Annotated in this window: 15 protein-coding genes; 5 read left to right on the top strand and 10 right to left on the bottom strand. The window is 50.4% G+C overall.

The window, feature by feature from the left end; translation table 11 throughout:
- Positions 1–81 precede the first annotated feature (81 nt).
- A complete protein-coding gene (locus tag RQP18_RS09025) occupies positions 82–1122 on the top strand; it encodes an NAD(P)/FAD-dependent oxidoreductase (protein ID WP_342387363.1) in 1041 nt (346 codons plus the stop codon).
- A gap of 146 nt (positions 1123–1268) precedes the next feature.
- The gene (locus RQP18_RS09030) at positions 1269–2645 is read left to right on the top strand and encodes a hypothetical protein (RefSeq protein WP_342387364.1); all 1377 of its coding nucleotides are present in this window, start codon (positions 1269–1271) and stop codon (positions 2643–2645) included.
- A 34-nt stretch (positions 2646–2679) separates the two neighbouring features.
- Here RQP18_RS09030 and RQP18_RS09035 read toward each other — a convergent pair whose 3' ends face one another.
- The 5 genes from RQP18_RS09035 to RQP18_RS09055 all read right to left on the bottom strand — a co-directional run bounded on the left by RQP18_RS09035 (position 2680) and on the right by RQP18_RS09055 (position 9042).
- Positions 2680–3054 (bottom strand): hypothetical protein, encoded by a 375-nt coding sequence (locus RQP18_RS09035; RefSeq protein ID WP_342387365.1) that lies wholly within the window; start codon positions 3052–3054, stop codon positions 2680–2682.
- A gap of 121 nt (positions 3055–3175) precedes the next feature.
- On the bottom strand, positions 3176–3601 hold the full coding sequence (locus RQP18_RS09040; protein ID WP_342387366.1) for an Ohr family peroxiredoxin: 426 nt from the start codon (positions 3599–3601) through the stop codon (positions 3176–3178).
- Between the two features lie 109 nt (positions 3602–3710).
- On the bottom strand, positions 3711–5513 hold the full coding sequence (gene uidA / locus RQP18_RS09045; protein WP_342387367.1) for a beta-glucuronidase: 1803 nt from the start codon (positions 5511–5513) through the stop codon (positions 3711–3713).
- Between the two features lie 87 nt (positions 5514–5600).
- The gene (locus RQP18_RS09050) at positions 5601–7148 is read right to left on the bottom strand and encodes an MFS transporter (protein WP_342387368.1); all 1548 of its coding nucleotides are present in this window, start codon (positions 7146–7148) and stop codon (positions 5601–5603) included.
- Positions 7149–7368: 220 nt separating this feature from the next.
- Positions 7369–9042, bottom strand: a complete 1674-nt coding sequence (locus RQP18_RS09055; protein WP_342387369.1) for a choice-of-anchor I family protein — start codon at positions 9040–9042, stop codon at positions 7369–7371.
- Between the two features lie 189 nt (positions 9043–9231).
- Here RQP18_RS09055 and RQP18_RS09060 point away from each other — a divergent pair, with 189 nt between their 5' ends.
- The 3 genes from RQP18_RS09060 (at position 9232) to RQP18_RS09070 (ending at position 10492) form a co-directional block, all read left to right on the top strand.
- Entirely contained in the window at positions 9232–9708 is a 477-nt protein-coding gene (locus tag RQP18_RS09060) for a DUF2975 domain-containing protein (protein WP_342387370.1), read from the top strand.
- Between the two features lie 9 nt (positions 9709–9717).
- On the top strand, positions 9718–9939 hold the full coding sequence (locus RQP18_RS09065) for a helix-turn-helix domain-containing protein (RefSeq protein ID WP_342387371.1): 222 nt from the start codon (positions 9718–9720) through the stop codon (positions 9937–9939).
- Between the two features lie 76 nt (positions 9940–10015).
- Positions 10016–10492, top strand: a complete 477-nt coding sequence (locus tag RQP18_RS09070; protein WP_342387372.1) for a DUF2975 domain-containing protein — start codon at positions 10016–10018, stop codon at positions 10490–10492.
- A 146-nt stretch (positions 10493–10638) separates the two neighbouring features.
- On the opposite strand, the gene acsA is transcribed toward RQP18_RS09070, so the two are convergent.
- The 5 genes from acsA to RQP18_RS09095 are packed head-to-tail and all read right to left on the bottom strand — an operon-like array spanning position 10639 to position 16810.
- Positions 10639–12327, bottom strand: coding sequence for an acetate--CoA ligase (gene acsA / locus RQP18_RS09075; RefSeq protein WP_342387373.1), 1689 nt, complete (start codon positions 12325–12327; stop codon positions 10639–10641).
- A gap of 17 nt (positions 12328–12344) precedes the next feature.
- Positions 12345–13100: an ABC transporter ATP-binding protein gene (locus tag RQP18_RS09080; RefSeq protein WP_342387374.1), complete on the bottom strand. Its 756-nt coding sequence runs from the start codon at positions 13098–13100 to the stop codon at positions 12345–12347.
- Positions 13101–13110: 10 nt separating this feature from the next.
- Complete coding sequence (locus tag RQP18_RS09085) at positions 13111–13959, bottom strand: ABC transporter permease (RefSeq protein ID WP_342387375.1); 849 nt, start codon at positions 13957–13959, stop codon at positions 13111–13113.
- Between the two features lie 21 nt (positions 13960–13980).
- Positions 13981–14994, bottom strand: coding sequence for an aliphatic sulfonate ABC transporter substrate-binding protein (locus RQP18_RS09090; RefSeq protein ID WP_342387376.1), 1014 nt, complete (start codon positions 14992–14994; stop codon positions 13981–13983).
- Positions 14995–15010: 16 nt separating this feature from the next.
- Complete coding sequence (locus RQP18_RS09095; RefSeq protein WP_342387377.1) at positions 15011–16810, bottom strand: PLP-dependent aspartate aminotransferase family protein; 1800 nt, start codon at positions 16808–16810, stop codon at positions 15011–15013.
- Positions 16811–16838 lie beyond the last annotated feature (28 nt).

Here is a 16838-nt window from a genome sequence, read left to right on the forward strand (position 1 = left end):
GCACTGTAACACAACCGGCACAAATAATGTTAGACTAACCTATAAATGATATCGTCCAAACAACTGACAGGAGTGAATCAAATGGCAAGTTTTACAATCGTCGGCGGCGGCATCGCCGGTGCCTCGACAGCCTATCATCTGGCCAGCTCGGGACACCAGGTCACAGTATATGACCGCGCCGATACCGGCCAGGCTACAGATGCCTCCGCCGGAATCATATGCCCCTGGGTCAGCCAGAGAAGAAACAAGAAATGGTACCGTCTGGTCAAGGAAAGCGCCAAATACTATCCTGATTTCATTGCACGGCTCCAGGAGGAGACGGGGCTCGATACCGGCTACCGGCGGGAAGGATCGATCAGCCTGTTCAAGGATGACCACATACAAAGTCTCGCCTACGACAGGATCCGGTCAAAACAGCCGGATGCACCGGAGATGGGTGAGGTCCGCATGGTCTCGAGGGAAGAAGTGAAGCGGATGCATCCACACCTGACCGGCCTCTACCCTGGCGTATTCGTCGAAGGCGGCGGACAGGTGAAGGGGGCCAGCCTGCTCAAGGCGTTGAGGGCAGGGTTCCTGAAACATGGCGGCCAATGGATCACTGCAGATTTCGATGCTGAAAAGGCCGAAGGCACCGTCATCTATGCCACAGGTGCATGGGGCATAGAACAGGATACAGATCCGAAAATCCGCCATCAGCGGTCGGAAGTTCTGCATTTCAGACTCAAGGATGGAAACAATGAAAACCACACCCCTGTCGTCATGGCCCTCGGTCCAATCTATATCGTCGAGATGGGCATGAACCAGTACGCAATCGGTACAACACATGAGGATACCGAGAGCTTCTCGGCAGAACCTTCCGAGGAGAACTATGAATACCTGCGGGGACTCGCCCACCGCTACTTCCCCGATTCCGAAATCGAAGATGTCAAAATGATGGTCGGGCTCAAGCCCTATACACGGGACTTCCTGCCTTTCCTCGGCCATATAGAAAAAGACGTTTTCGTCATCAATGGCATGGGAGCGACCGGTCTGACGGCGAGCCCCCTCGTCGGCCGGGAAGTCGCCAGGCATCTGAACGGTGAAGGAACGACGCTCGACATAAGCGACTACTCATATATTTAAAGGCAGAGTGCATCTGCCTTTTTATTTTCCGTGGATTTGTGAGAAAAGTGAAAGAACTTTGGCAAAGTAAATTGATTTGTCATATAATTAATGAATATATTGGTTGACCTTGTCCATACATATTTATCGTGAAAGCAGGTATTACATTGAATATCCTATATAATCAGACCATATTAAGGAACTTCTTCTACATATATGCCGTCCTGTTCATCCTTTTCCTCATCTATTTCTTCAGCGGCATCGGGGCGCTTGGACGATTCGTGGACTATCTGGCCGTCGGCGTGCTCATCGTCTCCTGGATCTTCAGCTCCAGGCTGTTCAAACTGATCGGGGGTCTCTTCATTGCAGCGGGCATCCTATTCACTCTGACAGCCGGCGGGAGCATCGGGACGATCATCAGCAATACGACAAGCAACCTCCCCCTGCTGCTTTTCTTCAGCACCCTGCCATGGATCGGTACAGTCGTAAAGGTCGGCGGCCTCGATGAAAGCATTACAGAGATGATACAGGATAGGGCGAACAGGGTGGAGAAGATCTATGGCAGAAGCGTCATCACCTCCTACTTCCTTGCGGTCTTTTTGAACCTGTCTGCCATCTACATCATCCAGCAGGTCCTGCGCGAACTGTTCAAAAAGACGACGGTCGGATTCAGGAATGAGTTCATCATCAAATCCACCCTCCGGGCATTTGCGCTTGCCGTCATATGGAGTCCGCTCGAGGTCATCGTCGGTCTGACGGTCGACTCGACAGGCGTCTCCTACTTTACGCTCTTCCCGTGGCTGCTGACGACATCAATAATCGTCGGTCTGACCGAAGTCTTCCTGACCCGGCGCGAGTTCAACGACATCACACTCGATGCGCCGTTCAATGAAATAGACCGCCAGGCACTCGGACGGTCCATCATAAAAATGGTCATCCTGCTGATCAGTTTCCTCAGTGTAGTGATGATCTTCAATATGAACTCGGATCTCGGGTTCGTCATGACGGTCGCACTGATCATCATCCCGTTCTCCTTCGTCACGGCATTCGTCATGAAACGCTTCCCCATATTCATCAGGACAGGGTGGGCTACATGGAAGAACCACAACAACCATCTTCAGAACTTCTCGGTGCTCTTCCTGTCACTCGGCATCTTTTCCGGCGGCTTCAACAGCAGCAGCGTGCCGGGTATGATGCAGCAGGTCTTCGGCTATGTCGATTCGTTCCTCATACTGATCCTTCTGCTCATCATGTTCGTCATCTATGGACTCGCAATGTTCGGCGTCCACCCCGTTGCAACACTCGCCATACTGGCGGAAGTGCTCGTCCCGGTCATGACCCCGGAGAATGTCCTCTCCATCGGCATAGTGATGGTCGTCTGCGGCATGGGCATATCCGCTGCCGCCCCCTACGGCATCAATGCCACCATGACCGCCCAGAGCATGGGCATCAATCCCTACAGGATCACGAAAATGAACATGGGCTTCTCGCTCAGGATGGGCCTGACCGGCATACTGATCGCAATGATCGCCCTCATGATATGAAAAAAAGGAATCCAAGGATTCCTTTTTTTCATGCCTATATCAGATAATGGAAAAGCACCGTGAAGATGAACAGCAGCAGATAGCCGAATATCATCAGGTTGAAAAGCCCCACGATGCCGAGTATGACCATCTGCCATCTCCTATACATCTTGATGAAGCCCAGCAGCTTGTATCCAATCAGCATCATGAATGGAATCACATAAAGATAGGCGAAGATCAGTATCCGCCGGGCAGCCTCCCCGCTGACATCCATTGTGGCAATCAGGATGAGGCTGATGATAAACAGCACGGTGATGAATGAGAAGTATCCGAGAATCCCCCTTCTCCTCCTGGGTTCCTCCTTCCGCGCCATCAGATATGTAGAAAGCAGTATGCCCGCCATGTATAGGATGCTCAAAAAATAGATCATGCAGCTTTCCTCCTTTTTAGCGGACCATCCCGACCCGCCCGTGAACAATCCAGTACGATTATACCATTTTTCACAATTAAAAACGGGAAGCATGGATGCTTCCCGTCCGTTCATTCGTTTTTTATTTTGTTGTGCCTTTGAGCTCCACTTCGATGCCATCACGGGACATCTTGGAGTATGGGCATAATTCATGCGCGTCTTCCACATATTGTTGGGCTTTGTCCTGCTCCACTCCATCGAATTCCACTTCGATCTCAGCTGAGAGCTTGAAGCCGCCGTCCGATTCGTCCTTCAAGAGTCTTGCCGTCGCTTTGACCACACGGTCGGCATTTTCCTCTTTCGCCTTCTTCAGAACACCATCAAGCGCACTGTTGAAGCATGCACTGTATGCTGCTGCGAAAAGTTGTTCCGGGTTCGTTTCCTTAGTATCTTCTCCCGACATCTGCTTCGGTTGCTTGACATTCATTGAAAATGAATTGTCTTCACTATGAACTTCGCCTTCTCTACCGCCAGTGTTGATCATTGTTACCTCATATAAAGGTTTCATTAAAGCTCAACTCCTTTTATAGTCTATCTACATTGTATTGGAGTTTCGCCCGACTATCAAATAAACTGATTGATGATTCTGACAAGGGATAATCCGCCTTCGTTTGGCATTATTTTTTATAGTTGTAGTGCGGGATGCCTTCCCATCTTTCCTTCATGTAGTGGGCCGCCATCTTAGGTTTGCGGTCTCTTGTGAATATGCCCTTCTTGTTGCCCTGGACCCTGATGACACCCTGGCTCGTCTCGAAGTCGGCAAAGTTCCAGATATGCTCTCCGACGAAGTTCTTCGTCTTATCGAAGATTTCATGGTTGGCTTCAAGGAAGAGCTTCTGGTATTCCTCCGTGAACATGATCGGGTCGACCGCATGGAAGCCGGCTACCGTATCCGCCCCATATTCCGTCATGATGATCGGTTTGTCCGGATAGGCTTCCGCATAGTGCTGGAATTCATTTTCCAATGCGATTTTGGCATCTTCCAGATCGCCACTCTGTGTATACCAACCATAATACCTGTTCATCGCGAGTACATCGACAAGATCCGCCACCTGTTCCTTCTCAGGTGTCGCCATGAGGTGTGTGACCACTGTAGCCGGACGCTTCTGCGGGTCACATTCCTTCGTCAGGTCATAGAGCGGCTTGAAGTAGTCATAGGCACCCTCTTCTTCAGAAGCCGGTTCGTTCGCAATGCTCCAAAGGACGACTGAAGCATGGTTCTTGTCACGCTTCACGAGATCCTTGATGACTTCCCTGTGGTGGTCCATCGTCTGGATCTCTTTCCACGTATTGCGCTTTTCGCCCGGTCCGAACATTGTGGCCATGAAGTTGAGGTGGACACCGACAGCCGGCGTTTCATCGATTACGACGAATCCTTCCCTGTCAGCGAGCCGCATCATCTCTTCAGAGTATGGATAGTGTGCCGTCCTGAACGAGTTGGCGCCGATCCACTTCATCAGATTGAAGTCGAGTATGTTTGCCGCTTCATTGAAGCCGCGTCCATGGATGTAGGTATCCTCATGCTTGCCGAAGCCTTTGAAGTAGAAAGGTTTGTCATTGATTCTGAATTGGCCATCTGCCACTTCGACCGTCCTGATACCAGCAGGCAGCACGTAATGGTCCAACACTTCTCCGGAACCATCTTTGAGATAGACGTTGAAATCATACAGGTAGCTGTCCATCGGCTCCCAGAGCTTCGGCTCTTTAATGCTGGCCTTGCCGGTCTTTCCTTCGCCTTCGTATACCACATTGCCGTCCTCATCCTGTACGACAATTTCAACCTTTTCCGCCTCACCACTCGTTTCCACTTCATAGTCGAAAGCGTAGCTGCCATTCTCATTTACCGGAGAAACAGTCAGATCAGAGACGTGGACTTTTGGTACCGTATATATTTTGACAGGACGATGGATGCCGGCATAGTTGAAAAAGTCGAAGTTCGGATCGTTATACTTTTTCGTCCGGCCGTTCACCGTCTCTTCCTTGTACATGCCGACAGGCAGTGTGGATTCATCGAGGATATTGTCGACTGCGACCGTCACCCTGTTCTTTCCTTTTTCAAGATGCTCATTGATCTTCACTTCAAATGGTAGGAATCCGCCCTTATGCTCGGCAATCTTCCCTCCATTGAAATATACTTCTGCATTATGCGTCACTGAACCGAAACGCAGTATGATTTCTTCCTCACGGATATGTTTCGGCAGTGTGAATTCCTTTTCGTACCATACCGTACCTACATGGTTCCTGGTCTTCTCATACACAGCTGCATCATTATATGACGCAGGCACTGCCATATATTCCTTCGTATCGAGTTTTTCGGAATACCATTTTTCTTCATGCCCCTGTCCTTCATCCAGCTTAAATTTCCATACTCCGGATAAATCGATCAGGTTTCTCGTTTCAGTAGTTATTGGATAAAGCATCAATATCTCTCCTTGTAGAATTATTTTGGTATTTCTCAGAATGAGCCAGGTGCTTCGACCGGGAAACGAAACTTTGTCTTATTACATTTACTCCCGATCATTCCTGTCGTTTCCTGATGTTTCTCCATCCAGTGATATTCCGTCTTCTTCCGCCATTTTACGGTCACGTGCATCCAATATGAAGTTTTTCGTATTGTTGAGTTCCAGCTGTATTTCTGCCATCTTCTCTTTCGTCAACGGATAGAACCGCATTGCGATGATCGAGATGACCCAGCCGAGTATCGGGAAGCCAAGCGCCGTCATGAGACCTACCCACAGGATGCCTGTCGTCAATCCGTCCGTGACGGTCGGGAACTCGTCGCCGAAACCGATCAGGGCTACAAGCGCACCGACGACGAATGGTGCTGTACTCGAAACCAGTTTGTCGACGAAGGAGAACAGTGCTGCGATCATGCCGGGTATATATCTCCCTGACTCGTACGTTTCATAATCCGATACATCCGCAATCATCGGGATGACGATCGATGGTGTCAGCACACTGACTGAACGTCCGAGTGAAAACAGGATCAGGAACATTATGGACAGCACACCCCAGTTGCCGAGCGCAAACTGTTCAGTGTCGAAGAGCAGCATCAATACAAACAGTATCGTGAAGGAGATCGCACCGATATAGGAAAATAGGATCAGGGCCCGTCTGAGCCCCAGGTTCTGGGCATATCTTACACCAAAGAATACGACGAAAAGACTCGGTATCAGGATAATGAGGCCGAACTGCCCGCTCAGCGCAAAATTGTCGATCAGTATGCCGAAGAACATCACCTGCACGACCTGCTGGTTCATGAACATCGCGGCGAACTTGTCGGTAGCCGCTGAAATGACCAGCATCTGCAGGGCCCTGTTGCGCTTCAGCACAGGCCAGTAGTCACGGAACCGTGTCTTGACGTTGACATCCTCGATTCCATAGAATTCCTTGCGATCCTTGCCCCAGATGGCGATTACCGCAAGCACTGTGAAGAGTACTGAAATGGCGGCGAAAGTGAAGGACAGTTCTGTGAAGTAGGCTTCCGTGAAGTCGCCGTATTTGCCGATCATGTACTGGGAGGCATAGAGCTGGCCGAACGTGAATAGTGAAAGTGTGAATATCGCATCAAAGATGGAGAACAGAGGACGCTGTCTCGGGTGATTGGTCAGAACCGTCTGTGCCGCCCGTGTCACCGTCGTCTGCATCGTGTAGCCGATGATATAGAAGAACTGCAGGACGACAAATACTATGAAGTGCAGACTTTCCGGGAACAGATGGATTACATTGAACATCAGCAGGAATGTCAGAATCAGTATCGCATTCCCGAATACCATGATCGGCCTGAATTTGCCGAACTTCGTTTCGGTCTTATCGATAATGAAGCCGATCAGCGGATCGGTGATGCTGTCGAAGACCCGCATCAGCGCAAGTATGGTACTGACAACCATCACTGTCAGGCCCGCGACTCCGGTTGTATAATATGTAACAAACCCCATACCGAACAGGAATATGTTCGTCGCAGTGTTGTTCAATGCGAAAGCCGCAATCTGCCACAGCTTCGCCGTATGGTACTGCTCCCTTGAAAATTCACCTTCTATTCTTGGTCTGTCCATGATCTCTGCTCCCCTTTGTAAAATTCCTACATGATTTAAAAACAATTAATTTATACGATAAACTAATTATATTTAGAATATATCACAATGTAAAAGCGCTTACAACGTTTTATTTATAATTATCAGAAAAAGTACAAATAGTTGATTTTACGGATAAACTAATTGACTATCTTTATACATACAAAAAACCAGGATTCCATGGAACCCTGGTCTGCAGTTGCTATTGAAGTGAATACGTCGAGATTGTGCCCGAAAGTTCATTGGCGACCATCAGCATCGCTCTGCCCGTTGGACTGTCCTGACTGCTGATGAATTCAATCCCTTCCGGTGAAATGTCAGTGTTCGATTCATCATGGATATACTGGACATGGACCGGGGCTGCCGGATCTGTCACATCATAGACCATTATGCCCCCTGTGCGTTCCAGGCCGATGAAAGCATAGGTCTTTCCACCCACCTCTCCGACTTCCACGGATTCCGGCTCGGGTCCCTTATTGTCACTGCGATCATCTTTGATGAATGATTCCGCACTTTCGAAGTCGCCATTGAACCTTTCCGGCACTTGATCCAGAATGATACTCTCAAATTCATTGCCGCTGTCATATATTTGACTGAGATCGGATCCCTTCAATACTGAAAAGGAGCGCCCGCCAAATGATACAATCGCCTCATGCGTGCTTCCATCCTTATAGTCATGCTGCTTGGTCACTGTAAGCCTGCCAAGGTTTTCATCACTGAACAAGTCCCCGGACATCATTTCATCCAGCCCTTCCTGCGTATAGCCTCCGTAGTTTTCTGCGTCCAGCTCAATGGCACCCTGGAGATCCGCAACCCTCGCCTCTTCACTGTAACCGTCATAGTCCTGGGCATCCCCTTCATTGGCTGTCAGTATATATGTCTCTCCGTCCTTCTCGAATGATGTGATGCCATCCGGCTGATACAGGCCGAGGACCGGCACTTGACGCAACCCCATCCTGTCATCCCGATCCGAAGGATCCATCGCATTCCTTTCCTTGGAATGGTCCTTGTAGCCCATCGACTTCACTGCAGATATCTCTTTATTCTGCATATCGACTTTGGCAATCGCATTGCTCTCCTGCAAGGAAACATATGCAAACCGATCATTGCCGTCCACCGTAATGAATTCAGGTTCCATATTCAGATGGTCAGTCTTTGGATCAGGACCGACGATGCGGACATCTTGGGGAACATGGTCCTCGGTGAACGGCAGTGTCGCTACCCGGCTCTCATCCAGATTTTTCGGATTTCCTGTGATATCTATAATGGAGATGCTGCCTTCGGGATTCGTCTGATAATCATCAGACGGCTCTCCTTCATTTGCAACGAGCAATTGCCTGCCGTCAGTGGTAAAAGTCAGCATATCCGGCAGACTGCCGACTGTGAGGTCGTTCATATATATGCCATTCTCATCCATGAATATCACATGACCCGGTTCAGTCAGGTCTTCTGCAGGTACAGAAACCGCGATATATTTCCCTTTTGGATGCACAGCAACACTCGTGATATCCCCGGCCGGTATGCCGAGTGTATCCAACCCAATCCGCCTGACAAGTTCAATATTGCCATCCTGCTGCCCGGCAATGTCGATGATGTCCAGAGCAGATTCGGCACCGTTTACAGAATAGGCATATCCATTTCTGTAGTTGTATTTGACGATTTCTGTACCAGCTTCGTCAAAGGCTGCGCCACTCGTATAACGCGCAATATGCTGCACATTCAACGGTGCATCCGCATTGCTGAACGCATTTTCAGAAGCATTGCTGAACCCAGGAGGATTTCCACCTCCAGCACCATATGTATCCGATGACAGTGGTCCCGCAAACAATAGAGAAGCAAAAGCTGTCGTACCGAGCAGTCTGTAAAATGATTTCATTCCAATCTCTCCTTATACATATATGTCGTTCATATAAGAGAGTAACAATGCGGTGTTAAGGAGGTGTTAATTTTATGTAAATCATCATTAACCCATGATTATAATTTTATCACTTTTCAATATTTATTTATTGATAATCGATAAATAATATATTATTATATATGCATAACAACTTGTGAGGTGTATGAAATGGAACGTGGATCATCATTATTTCTAAAAGCTGCTGTCATCCTGATGGCCCTGCCCGTCCTCGGGGGTGCCGGATTCGCCATATCCTTCCTGCTGCGCAACCCGGTCAATCCGGACTACGCTCTGATACTCTATCCCATATTCATTGGCGTACTGCTGACAGTCATCCCCTTCGTCTTCGCGCTGTACCAGTCTTTCAAGCTGCTGAACTACATTGATGGCAAAAAGGCATTCTCGGATCTTTCCGTCAAAGCGCTGAAGAAGATCAAGCTCGCCGCTTTTTCAATCAGCCTGGTCTATGCAGTAATCTTGCCCTTTGTCTATATCGTCGCAGAGATTGACGACGCGCCCGGCCTGATTTTCGTCGGAATGGTACCCATCTTTGCCGCCCTGGTAGTCGGCGTCTTTGCTGCAGTTCTGCAGAAGCTTCTGAACGAAGCAATAAATATCAAATCCGAAAACGATTTGACGGTCTGAGGTGTAATGATGGCAATCAGAATAAATATCGACGTAATGCTCGCCAAAAGGAAAATGAGTGTAACGGAACTGTCCAGCCGGGTGGGCATCACCATGGCAAATCTGTCAATACTTAAAAATGGCAAAGCCAAGGCGATCCGTTTCTCCACACTTGAAGCATTGTGCAGGGCGCTCGAATGCCAGCCCGGAGATATACTCGAGTATGTGAACGACGAGGACATGGAAGAATAGACAGGAAAACCATTATGTGGATTTGAACAATGAAGCTGCAAAATGAGTAAAAATATCAATGTGTGAGGTGCATGAGATGAAACGAGGATTATCCCTTTTCCTGAAAACTGCCCTGGTGTGCATGGCCCTGCCCGTCCTGACAGGTACTGTAGTCATGATTTCCTTTCTATTGCGAAATCCGGTCAACTCCGATTATGCCCTGATGCTGTATCCCATATCCATCGGTGCCCTCCTGTCGGTCCTCCCCTACCTATCCGCGCTGTACCAGTCATTCAGGCTGCTGAATTATATCGATCGGGACGACGCATTCTCCGGGCTTTCCGTCAGTGCCTTACAGAAGATCAAGCTGTCCGCTTTTCTTTTCAGTGTGCTCTACATCCTTATAGCACCGTTTGTCTATATCGCAGCAGAAGTGAGTGACACTCCGGAACTCATCATCATGGGTATGGTGCCGATATTCGCTTCACTGGTCATTGCGGTGTTTGCTGCTGTCCTGCAGAAGCTGCTGCACGAAATAATCAATATCGAGTCCGAAAATGAGCTGACCGTGTGAGCAGACGATACGTTTAGCGATAACCCTGCTGAAACAAATCCAAAACCAGAATATGCAAGTACACATAAGAAGACTCCCTTCAAAACAGACAGGTGAAAATGTCCATTTTGAAGGGAGTCTATATTACTCCAATCCATCGGATAATCCTATACTTTTCTCAGCTCCGATTCTTTCTGTTTTTCGATTTCCATCCTTTTCAGCTCACGCCTCAAAATTTTGCCGCTGATTGTAGTCTTCGGCAGTTCCTCCATCACTTCTATCTCCCTCGGTGCCGAGTGCGCGGCCAAATGGTTTCTTACAAATATACGGATGTCTTCAAGCAGGCTGTCGGACTGCTCATACCCTTCCCTCAGGACGATGAATGCCTTGACGAGTTCTCCTCGCACAGGGTCCGGCTTTCCGACCACTCCCGCTTCCTGTACAGCTGGATGCTCGATCAGCTTGCTCTCCACTTCGAATGGACCGATACGCTCACCGGCAGAGTTGATCATATCATCGTCGCGGCTCTGGAAGAAGACGTAGTCCTCTTCGTCCTGGTATGCCAGGTCCCCTGATACGTACCACCCTTCATACTTGAAATAGGAATCGAACTTGTCCCTGTTTCCCCATATTTCCTTCATCAGTCCCGGCCATGGTGTTCTGACTGCAAGCTGCCCGACAGATCTCCGCGGCAGCTCGTTCCCCGCTTCATCGAGGATACCGACTTCTATGCCGGGGAACGGCCGTCCCATGGACCCGGGCTTTATTTTTTCACCCGGAAGATTCACGATCAGATGTGCACCTGTTTCCGTCATCCACCACGTGTCATGTATCCTGACACCGAGACGTTCCCACGCCCAGTATATGACTTCGGGATTCAACGGTTCACCAACACTCAGAATGTGCCTTAACGAGGACAGGTCATAGTCTTTCAGTACATCTCCCTGGGAGAGGAGCATTCTGAAAGCCGTCGGCGCACTGTACCATACCGTCACTTTCAGATCCGCTATGAGCTGGTACCAGTTTTCCGCTTTGAAACGCCCACCCTGGATGACGATCGTCGCCCGGTTCAGCCATGGCGCGAACAGGCCATATACGCTGCCAGTCACCCAACCGGGATGTGAAGTGCACCAGTAGACATCATCGTCCCTGATGTCGAGCACCCACTTCCCTGATTCGTACTGGTGGGTCATGACACGGTGCGCATGCAGCACGCCCTTGGGCTTTCCAGTGGAGCCGCTTGTATAATGGATCAGCATGCCATCCTCCAGATCCATCCATTCCACCTGTTCTCCACCGTTTTCCACGGGTGCCGCTTCGATGTCCTCGGCATACAGTATGGTCTCCAACGAGGGGATGTCATCTTGCGGCACACGGGAGACCATGTCCCTATTCGTAATCAGCAGCGTCCCCCTGCAGTCGTTGATCCTGTCCCTTACCGCATCTTCCATGAAGGCTTCGAAAAGCGGTCCTGCAATCGCACCTATCTTTATGGCCGCCAATATCGAGATGTAGCATTCCGGCGTTTTAGGAAGGAAGATGAAGACGCGGTCGCCCTTTTTGACCCCATTGCTTCTCAGAATACGGGAATAGTGGTCTGTCTTCTCCTTGACTTCCCTGAAAGTCATGGACACCCTTGTTTCCCCATCTACATAGTGGAGGGCGATCTTATCCCCATATCCATCCTCTACATGACGGTCGATGGTCTCATAGGCGATGTTGACCTTCCCGGTCTCCTTGAAGCGCAGCCCCTCCCCGGCCTGCTGCCATTCATACGAGTGGCGTATTTCCTCATAGTTGGACAGATTGTATGTATCCTCTATTGGATTGATGACTTCCGAAACTCTATGTGACATGATATGCACTTCCTCCCTCATGAATTTATCTGCTGTTCATACTGTGTCGACTGGTTCAGATCCAGGCTGCCCAGTATTTCTTTCTTATACTCGGCCAGCTGTCTGCTTCCCCGCTCTCTCGGCCTTTCCTGCTCAATCGTAATCACCCTGTCCATCTCTCCCGGCTGACCCCGCAAAGTGATGATCCGGTCACAGAGATAAGTTGCTTCGTCAATATCGTGCGTCACCAGAATGATTGTCGTCCGATATTCCTTCCATATTTCCATCAGGAGATCCTGGAGCTGCATCTTGGTAAATGCATCCAACGCACTGAAAGGTTCATCCAGAAGCAGTATTTCAGGGGACGTGACAAGCGCCCGTGCAATGGCGACGCGCTGGGCCATCCCGCCCGAAAGTGCTCTTGGATACAATGCTTCGCTCCCCCCGAGGCCGACGCTTTCCAGATATCTTTTTCCTGCCGCCTCTTTTTCATCCCTGCTTCCTTTCAGACCGAAAGTGACATTTTCAAGGACGGTCAGCCAGGGCATGAGACGCGGCTCCTGGAAGATGAAACCTGTTGTATCCTGGACCTTCCTGGAGACGTTCCCATTGATTTCTATCCGGCCGTCATATGCATCGTCCAGGCCGGAAATCGCCCGCAGAATCGTACTTTTGCCGCAGCCGCTCGTACCGAGCAGCCCGATGATTTCACCCGGTTCCGCAATGAAAGATACGTTTCTGACCACTTCCTTGCCATCAAAAGTCCTGCCGACATCCTGTAAGTTCAAGTTCATGCGATCCCTCCTATGATTTGACCATGCCATCCTGCCAATGCAGTGCACGCTGCTCCACAATCTTCAATATCCAATCCGTCAGTTTTCCTATGATTGCGAACAGGATGATGCTGGCAATGATGATTTCCGGTGAAAGTGTATTCTGTCCAAGTACGAGAAGATATCCGAGACCGGTGCTCGCCCCCATGAGTTCAGCGGCAACAACAAACATCCAACCCAGTCCAAGCCCACTTCTGAGCCCTGTCAGAAAAGAGGGCATGGATGCCGGGAGGATGACCCTTCTGATCAGCTGGAAAGTGTTCAGCCCATACATCTTCCCGACCTCGATCAATTTACGGTCGACTCCGGCAATCCCGCTGACTACATTCAGGTAGACGGGAAAAAACACACCCACAGCAATCATGGTCACCTTGGAAGGCTCACCGATTCCCATCCAGAGTATGAACAGGGGCACCCATGCCAATGATGGGATGGAACGGAAAGCCTGGATCATCGGATCGAAGATCTGCTCCGCCTTTTCATAGAACCCTACCACCGAGCCCAATACAATCGCCAATAGCGTCCCTATGACAAATCCCGCAAACACCCTGAAGGTCGTAATCCCGACATGGCTGTACAGGCTGCCGTCCTGGGCCATCTCCCTTATCGTCGAAAGGATTGTGGTCGGTGCAGGCAACTGGTAGGCAGGGAAGACGCCGATGCGGCTCAGCACTTCCCACACTGCAATAAGAAGAACGGGCAGCAGACTGCCGAGCAATATGGACTGCAGTCTTTTATTGTCCCTGGGTTCCCGCTTCGCGTCCGTACTGCTTTCATCTGCAACTTGCGTCCCAACGAATCGACCAGCGCTTTTTTCCATCATCTTCACTCCTTTAATCATCTATTCCTTACTTTCTATCGTCTCTTCGGCAAAACTTGGCTCAATGAGGTCGGAGACCAGAGCATCTATATCCGCATCAGGATCGATTACATCGACTTCCTGCAGGATATTGCCCGATTCGATCAGTGCTTCCTGATGGACCGCTCCCGGAACCGGGTTTGAAAAATCGTTGCGTTCCAGCTGCAACCTTGCCACTTCAGGCTCGATCTGCGCTTCCTTCACCATTATTTCCACAGCCTCCTCAGGGTTTTTCTGAATCCATTTCCTGGCTTTTTCATATGCTTCGATTACACGGCTTACATATTCCGGGTGATCCGATGCAAAATCCTCCCTTACATTCAGGAAGCCGTATGTATTGAAATCCGGATTGCGGTAGAACAGCTCTGCACCCGATTCAACTTCCAGACGGGCCATATGGGGGTCAAGTCCTGCCCATGCATCGACATCGCCGTTTGTCAGTGAAGTGGCACCGTCGCTGTGCTGAACGTTTACAATCTCGACATCATCCTGGGAGACACCTTCTTCATTCAGGGCCCTGAGCAGGAAGATGTATGGATCGGTGCCAAGCGTCGCAGCCACCTTTTTGCCTTTCAGATCCTCCATGCTTTCAATATCGGAATCCTCCGTTTTCACCAAAGCCGTCCATTCCGGTTTGGAGGCGATATATACATTCTTTATCGGCGCACCATTGGCCTTTGACATCAGCGCAGCGGCACCGGCAGTCGAGCCGAAGTCGACACTGTCGCTATTCAGGAATTCAAGCGCCTTGTTGCTTCCATGGCTCAATGTCCATTCGATTTCTATCCCTTCTTCTTCGAATTCCTCTTCTGCCCATCCGAACTCTTTCAGCACGAGGCTTGTAGGCGAGTAATATGCATAGTCCAGTCTGATCTTCTCAGGAGCGCCCGAAGACTCTGCCGATTCGGCCTCTCCTGAGCCACAGCCGGCCACGACAGCCACCAGGGCAAGCACGATAAGTGCCCATGCCCTCTGATTGAATATTGATGATTTCATTTTTATGACCTCCATCCTATATTTCACATGCGTATGTGGAAATCGTGCCCCGCAGACGCTGTGCCTCTTTGTATGTGCAACGGTTATGCACCACCTGTATGCCGCCTTCCCTTGCGATTTCCGCAGCTTCCGGAGAGACGACGCCTTCCTGGAGCCAAAAGACCCTCGGGTTCACATCGAGCGCTTCCTTCGCTATTTCAATTGCCGCTTCAGGACTTCTGAATACTTGGACGACATCGATGGCATCGGGAACGCTTGAGAGATCCGGATAGGCCTTTTCACCGAGTATCTCCGTTTCCCTCGGATTGACTGGAATGATCCGGTAGCCGAGGCGCTGCATCTTCCGTGCAAGGCGGTAGCTCGGTCTGGCTTCCTTGCCGCTCAATCCGACCACCGCCAGCGTCTTCTGCCGTACCGTCTCCTCTCCGTTCTCTCCGATGATCTTCTCCGTCGGGGAATCCAGTGCCCATCTTATGACCCCTTCGTCATTGATGACTGCCGCATCTGCTGATCCATCCCCGATTCCTGTGGCCTTCTTCAGCGCCTGCCCCAGATCTTTTGTGATATCCCTTACGGATTCAATGCCCACCGACAGACGGATGAGTTCTTCCAGCACGCCGGTCTCCTCAAGCTGTTCCTTCGTCAGCTGCTGATGGGTCGTGGACGCCGGATGGATGATCAGTGACTTCGCATCGCCGACATTTGCAACATGGGACCATAGCGAGACATTGTCGATCAGTTTCTTCCCTGCCGGTTTTCCGCCCCTGATCCCGAAGGTGATGATTGAACCGTATCCATTCTCGAACTGCCTCTTCGCAATATCATGGGACGGGTGGTTCTCCAGACCGGGATATGTCACCCACTCCACCGCAGGATGGGCCTCCAGGAAGCGGGCAACCTCCTGCGCATTTTCATTATGCCTTTCGACACGTATATGTAGAGTCTCCAGTCCCTGGATCAGCTGGAAGGCATTCTGTGGACTGAGGCTTGCCCCGAAGTCCCGCAACAGCTGCACGCGGATTTTCGTGATGAAGGCAAGTGTGCCGAAATCCACAGCATAACGGATGCCGTTATAGCTCGTATCGGGTTCGGTGAATTCCGGGAATTTTTCGGTATTCCAGTTGAACCGCCCCCCATCGATGACCACCCCGCCTATGGAAGTGCCGTGCCCGCCGATCCATTTTGTTGCCGAGTGGACGACGATGTCCGCTCCCCATTCAATCGGCTTGAAGACGTGCGGTGTGGCGAACGTATTATCGACGATCAATGGTACGCCGGCTTCATGCGCCACTTTGGCAACTGCTTCAACGTCAAGGACCTGAAGTCCGGGATTGCCGATTGTTTCGGCGAATACAGCCTTCGTCCGCCCTGTGATCGCCGCCTTGAAATTTTCCGGGTCGGCAGGATCGACAAATTTGACGTTGATGCCGTATCTGGGCAGAGTGACTGCAAACAGATTGTATGTACCGCCATAGAGGTTCGACCCCGCCACGATTTCATCCCCCGCACTTGCCAGGTTCAGTATGGACAGTGTGATGGCTGACATTCCGGAAGAAGTCGCCACTGCCGCCACCCCGTCCTCAAGAAGGGCCATGCGCTTTTCGAACACCTCCACCGTAGGATTTCCGATGCGCGAGTAGATGTTCCCCGGTTCATCCAGGGAAAACAGGCTCTCCGCATGGTCCGTGTCATGGAAAACGTACGAGGTCGTCTGATAGATCGGCACCGCCCTTGCGCCTGTTGTCGGATCCGGCGCCTGTCCGCCATGGAGCGACAGCGTCTCCAGGTCATAAGTTGCATTTTCTTTTTTTGTCAATATAATCTCCTCCTGGTTGTAATAATAA

This window comes from Salinicoccus sp. Bachu38, assembly GCF_038561955.2.
In the GTDB taxonomy this organism is placed as follows: domain Bacteria; phylum Bacillota; class Bacilli; order Staphylococcales; family Salinicoccaceae; genus Salinicoccus; species Salinicoccus bachuensis.

Excerpts from the sequence above, each read along its gene's own strand:
- acsA (WP_342387373.1), bottom strand. The coding sequence starts at position 12,327 with ATGTCACATAGAGTTTCGGAAGTCATCAATCCAATAGAGGATACATAC.
- RQP18_RS09085 (WP_342387375.1), bottom strand. The coding sequence starts at position 13,959 with ATGGAAAAAAGCGCTGGTCGATTCGTTGGGACGCAAGTTGCAGATGAA.
- RQP18_RS09055 (WP_342387369.1), bottom strand. The coding sequence starts at position 9,042 with ATGAAATCATTTTACAGACTGCTCGGTACGACAGCTTTTGCTTCTCTA.
- RQP18_RS09040 (WP_342387366.1), bottom strand. The coding sequence starts at position 3,601 with ATGAAACCTTTATATGAGGTAACAATGATCAACACTGGCGGTAGAGAA.
- RQP18_RS09035 (WP_342387365.1), bottom strand. The coding sequence starts at position 3,054 with ATGATCTATTTTTTGAGCATCCTATACATGGCGGGCATACTGCTTTCT.
- RQP18_RS09070 (WP_342387372.1), top strand. The coding sequence starts at position 10,016 with ATGAAACGAGGATTATCCCTTTTCCTGAAAACTGCCCTGGTGTGCATG.
- RQP18_RS09025 (WP_342387363.1), top strand. The coding sequence starts at position 82 with ATGGCAAGTTTTACAATCGTCGGCGGCGGCATCGCCGGTGCCTCGACA.
- uidA (WP_342387367.1), bottom strand. The coding sequence starts at position 5,513 with ATGCTTTATCCAATAACTACTGAAACGAGAAACCTGATCGATTTATCC.
- RQP18_RS09050 (WP_342387368.1), bottom strand. The coding sequence starts at position 7,148 with ATGGACAGACCAAGAATAGAAGGTGAATTTTCAAGGGAGCAGTACCAT.
- RQP18_RS09080 (WP_342387374.1), bottom strand. The coding sequence starts at position 13,100 with ATGAACTTGAACTTACAGGATGTCGGCAGGACTTTTGATGGCAAGGAA.
- RQP18_RS09090 (WP_342387376.1), bottom strand. The coding sequence starts at position 14,994 with ATGAAATCATCAATATTCAATCAGAGGGCATGGGCACTTATCGTGCTT.
- RQP18_RS09065 (WP_342387371.1), top strand. The coding sequence starts at position 9,718 with ATGGCAATCAGAATAAATATCGACGTAATGCTCGCCAAAAGGAAAATG.
- RQP18_RS09060 (WP_342387370.1), top strand. The coding sequence starts at position 9,232 with ATGGAACGTGGATCATCATTATTTCTAAAAGCTGCTGTCATCCTGATG.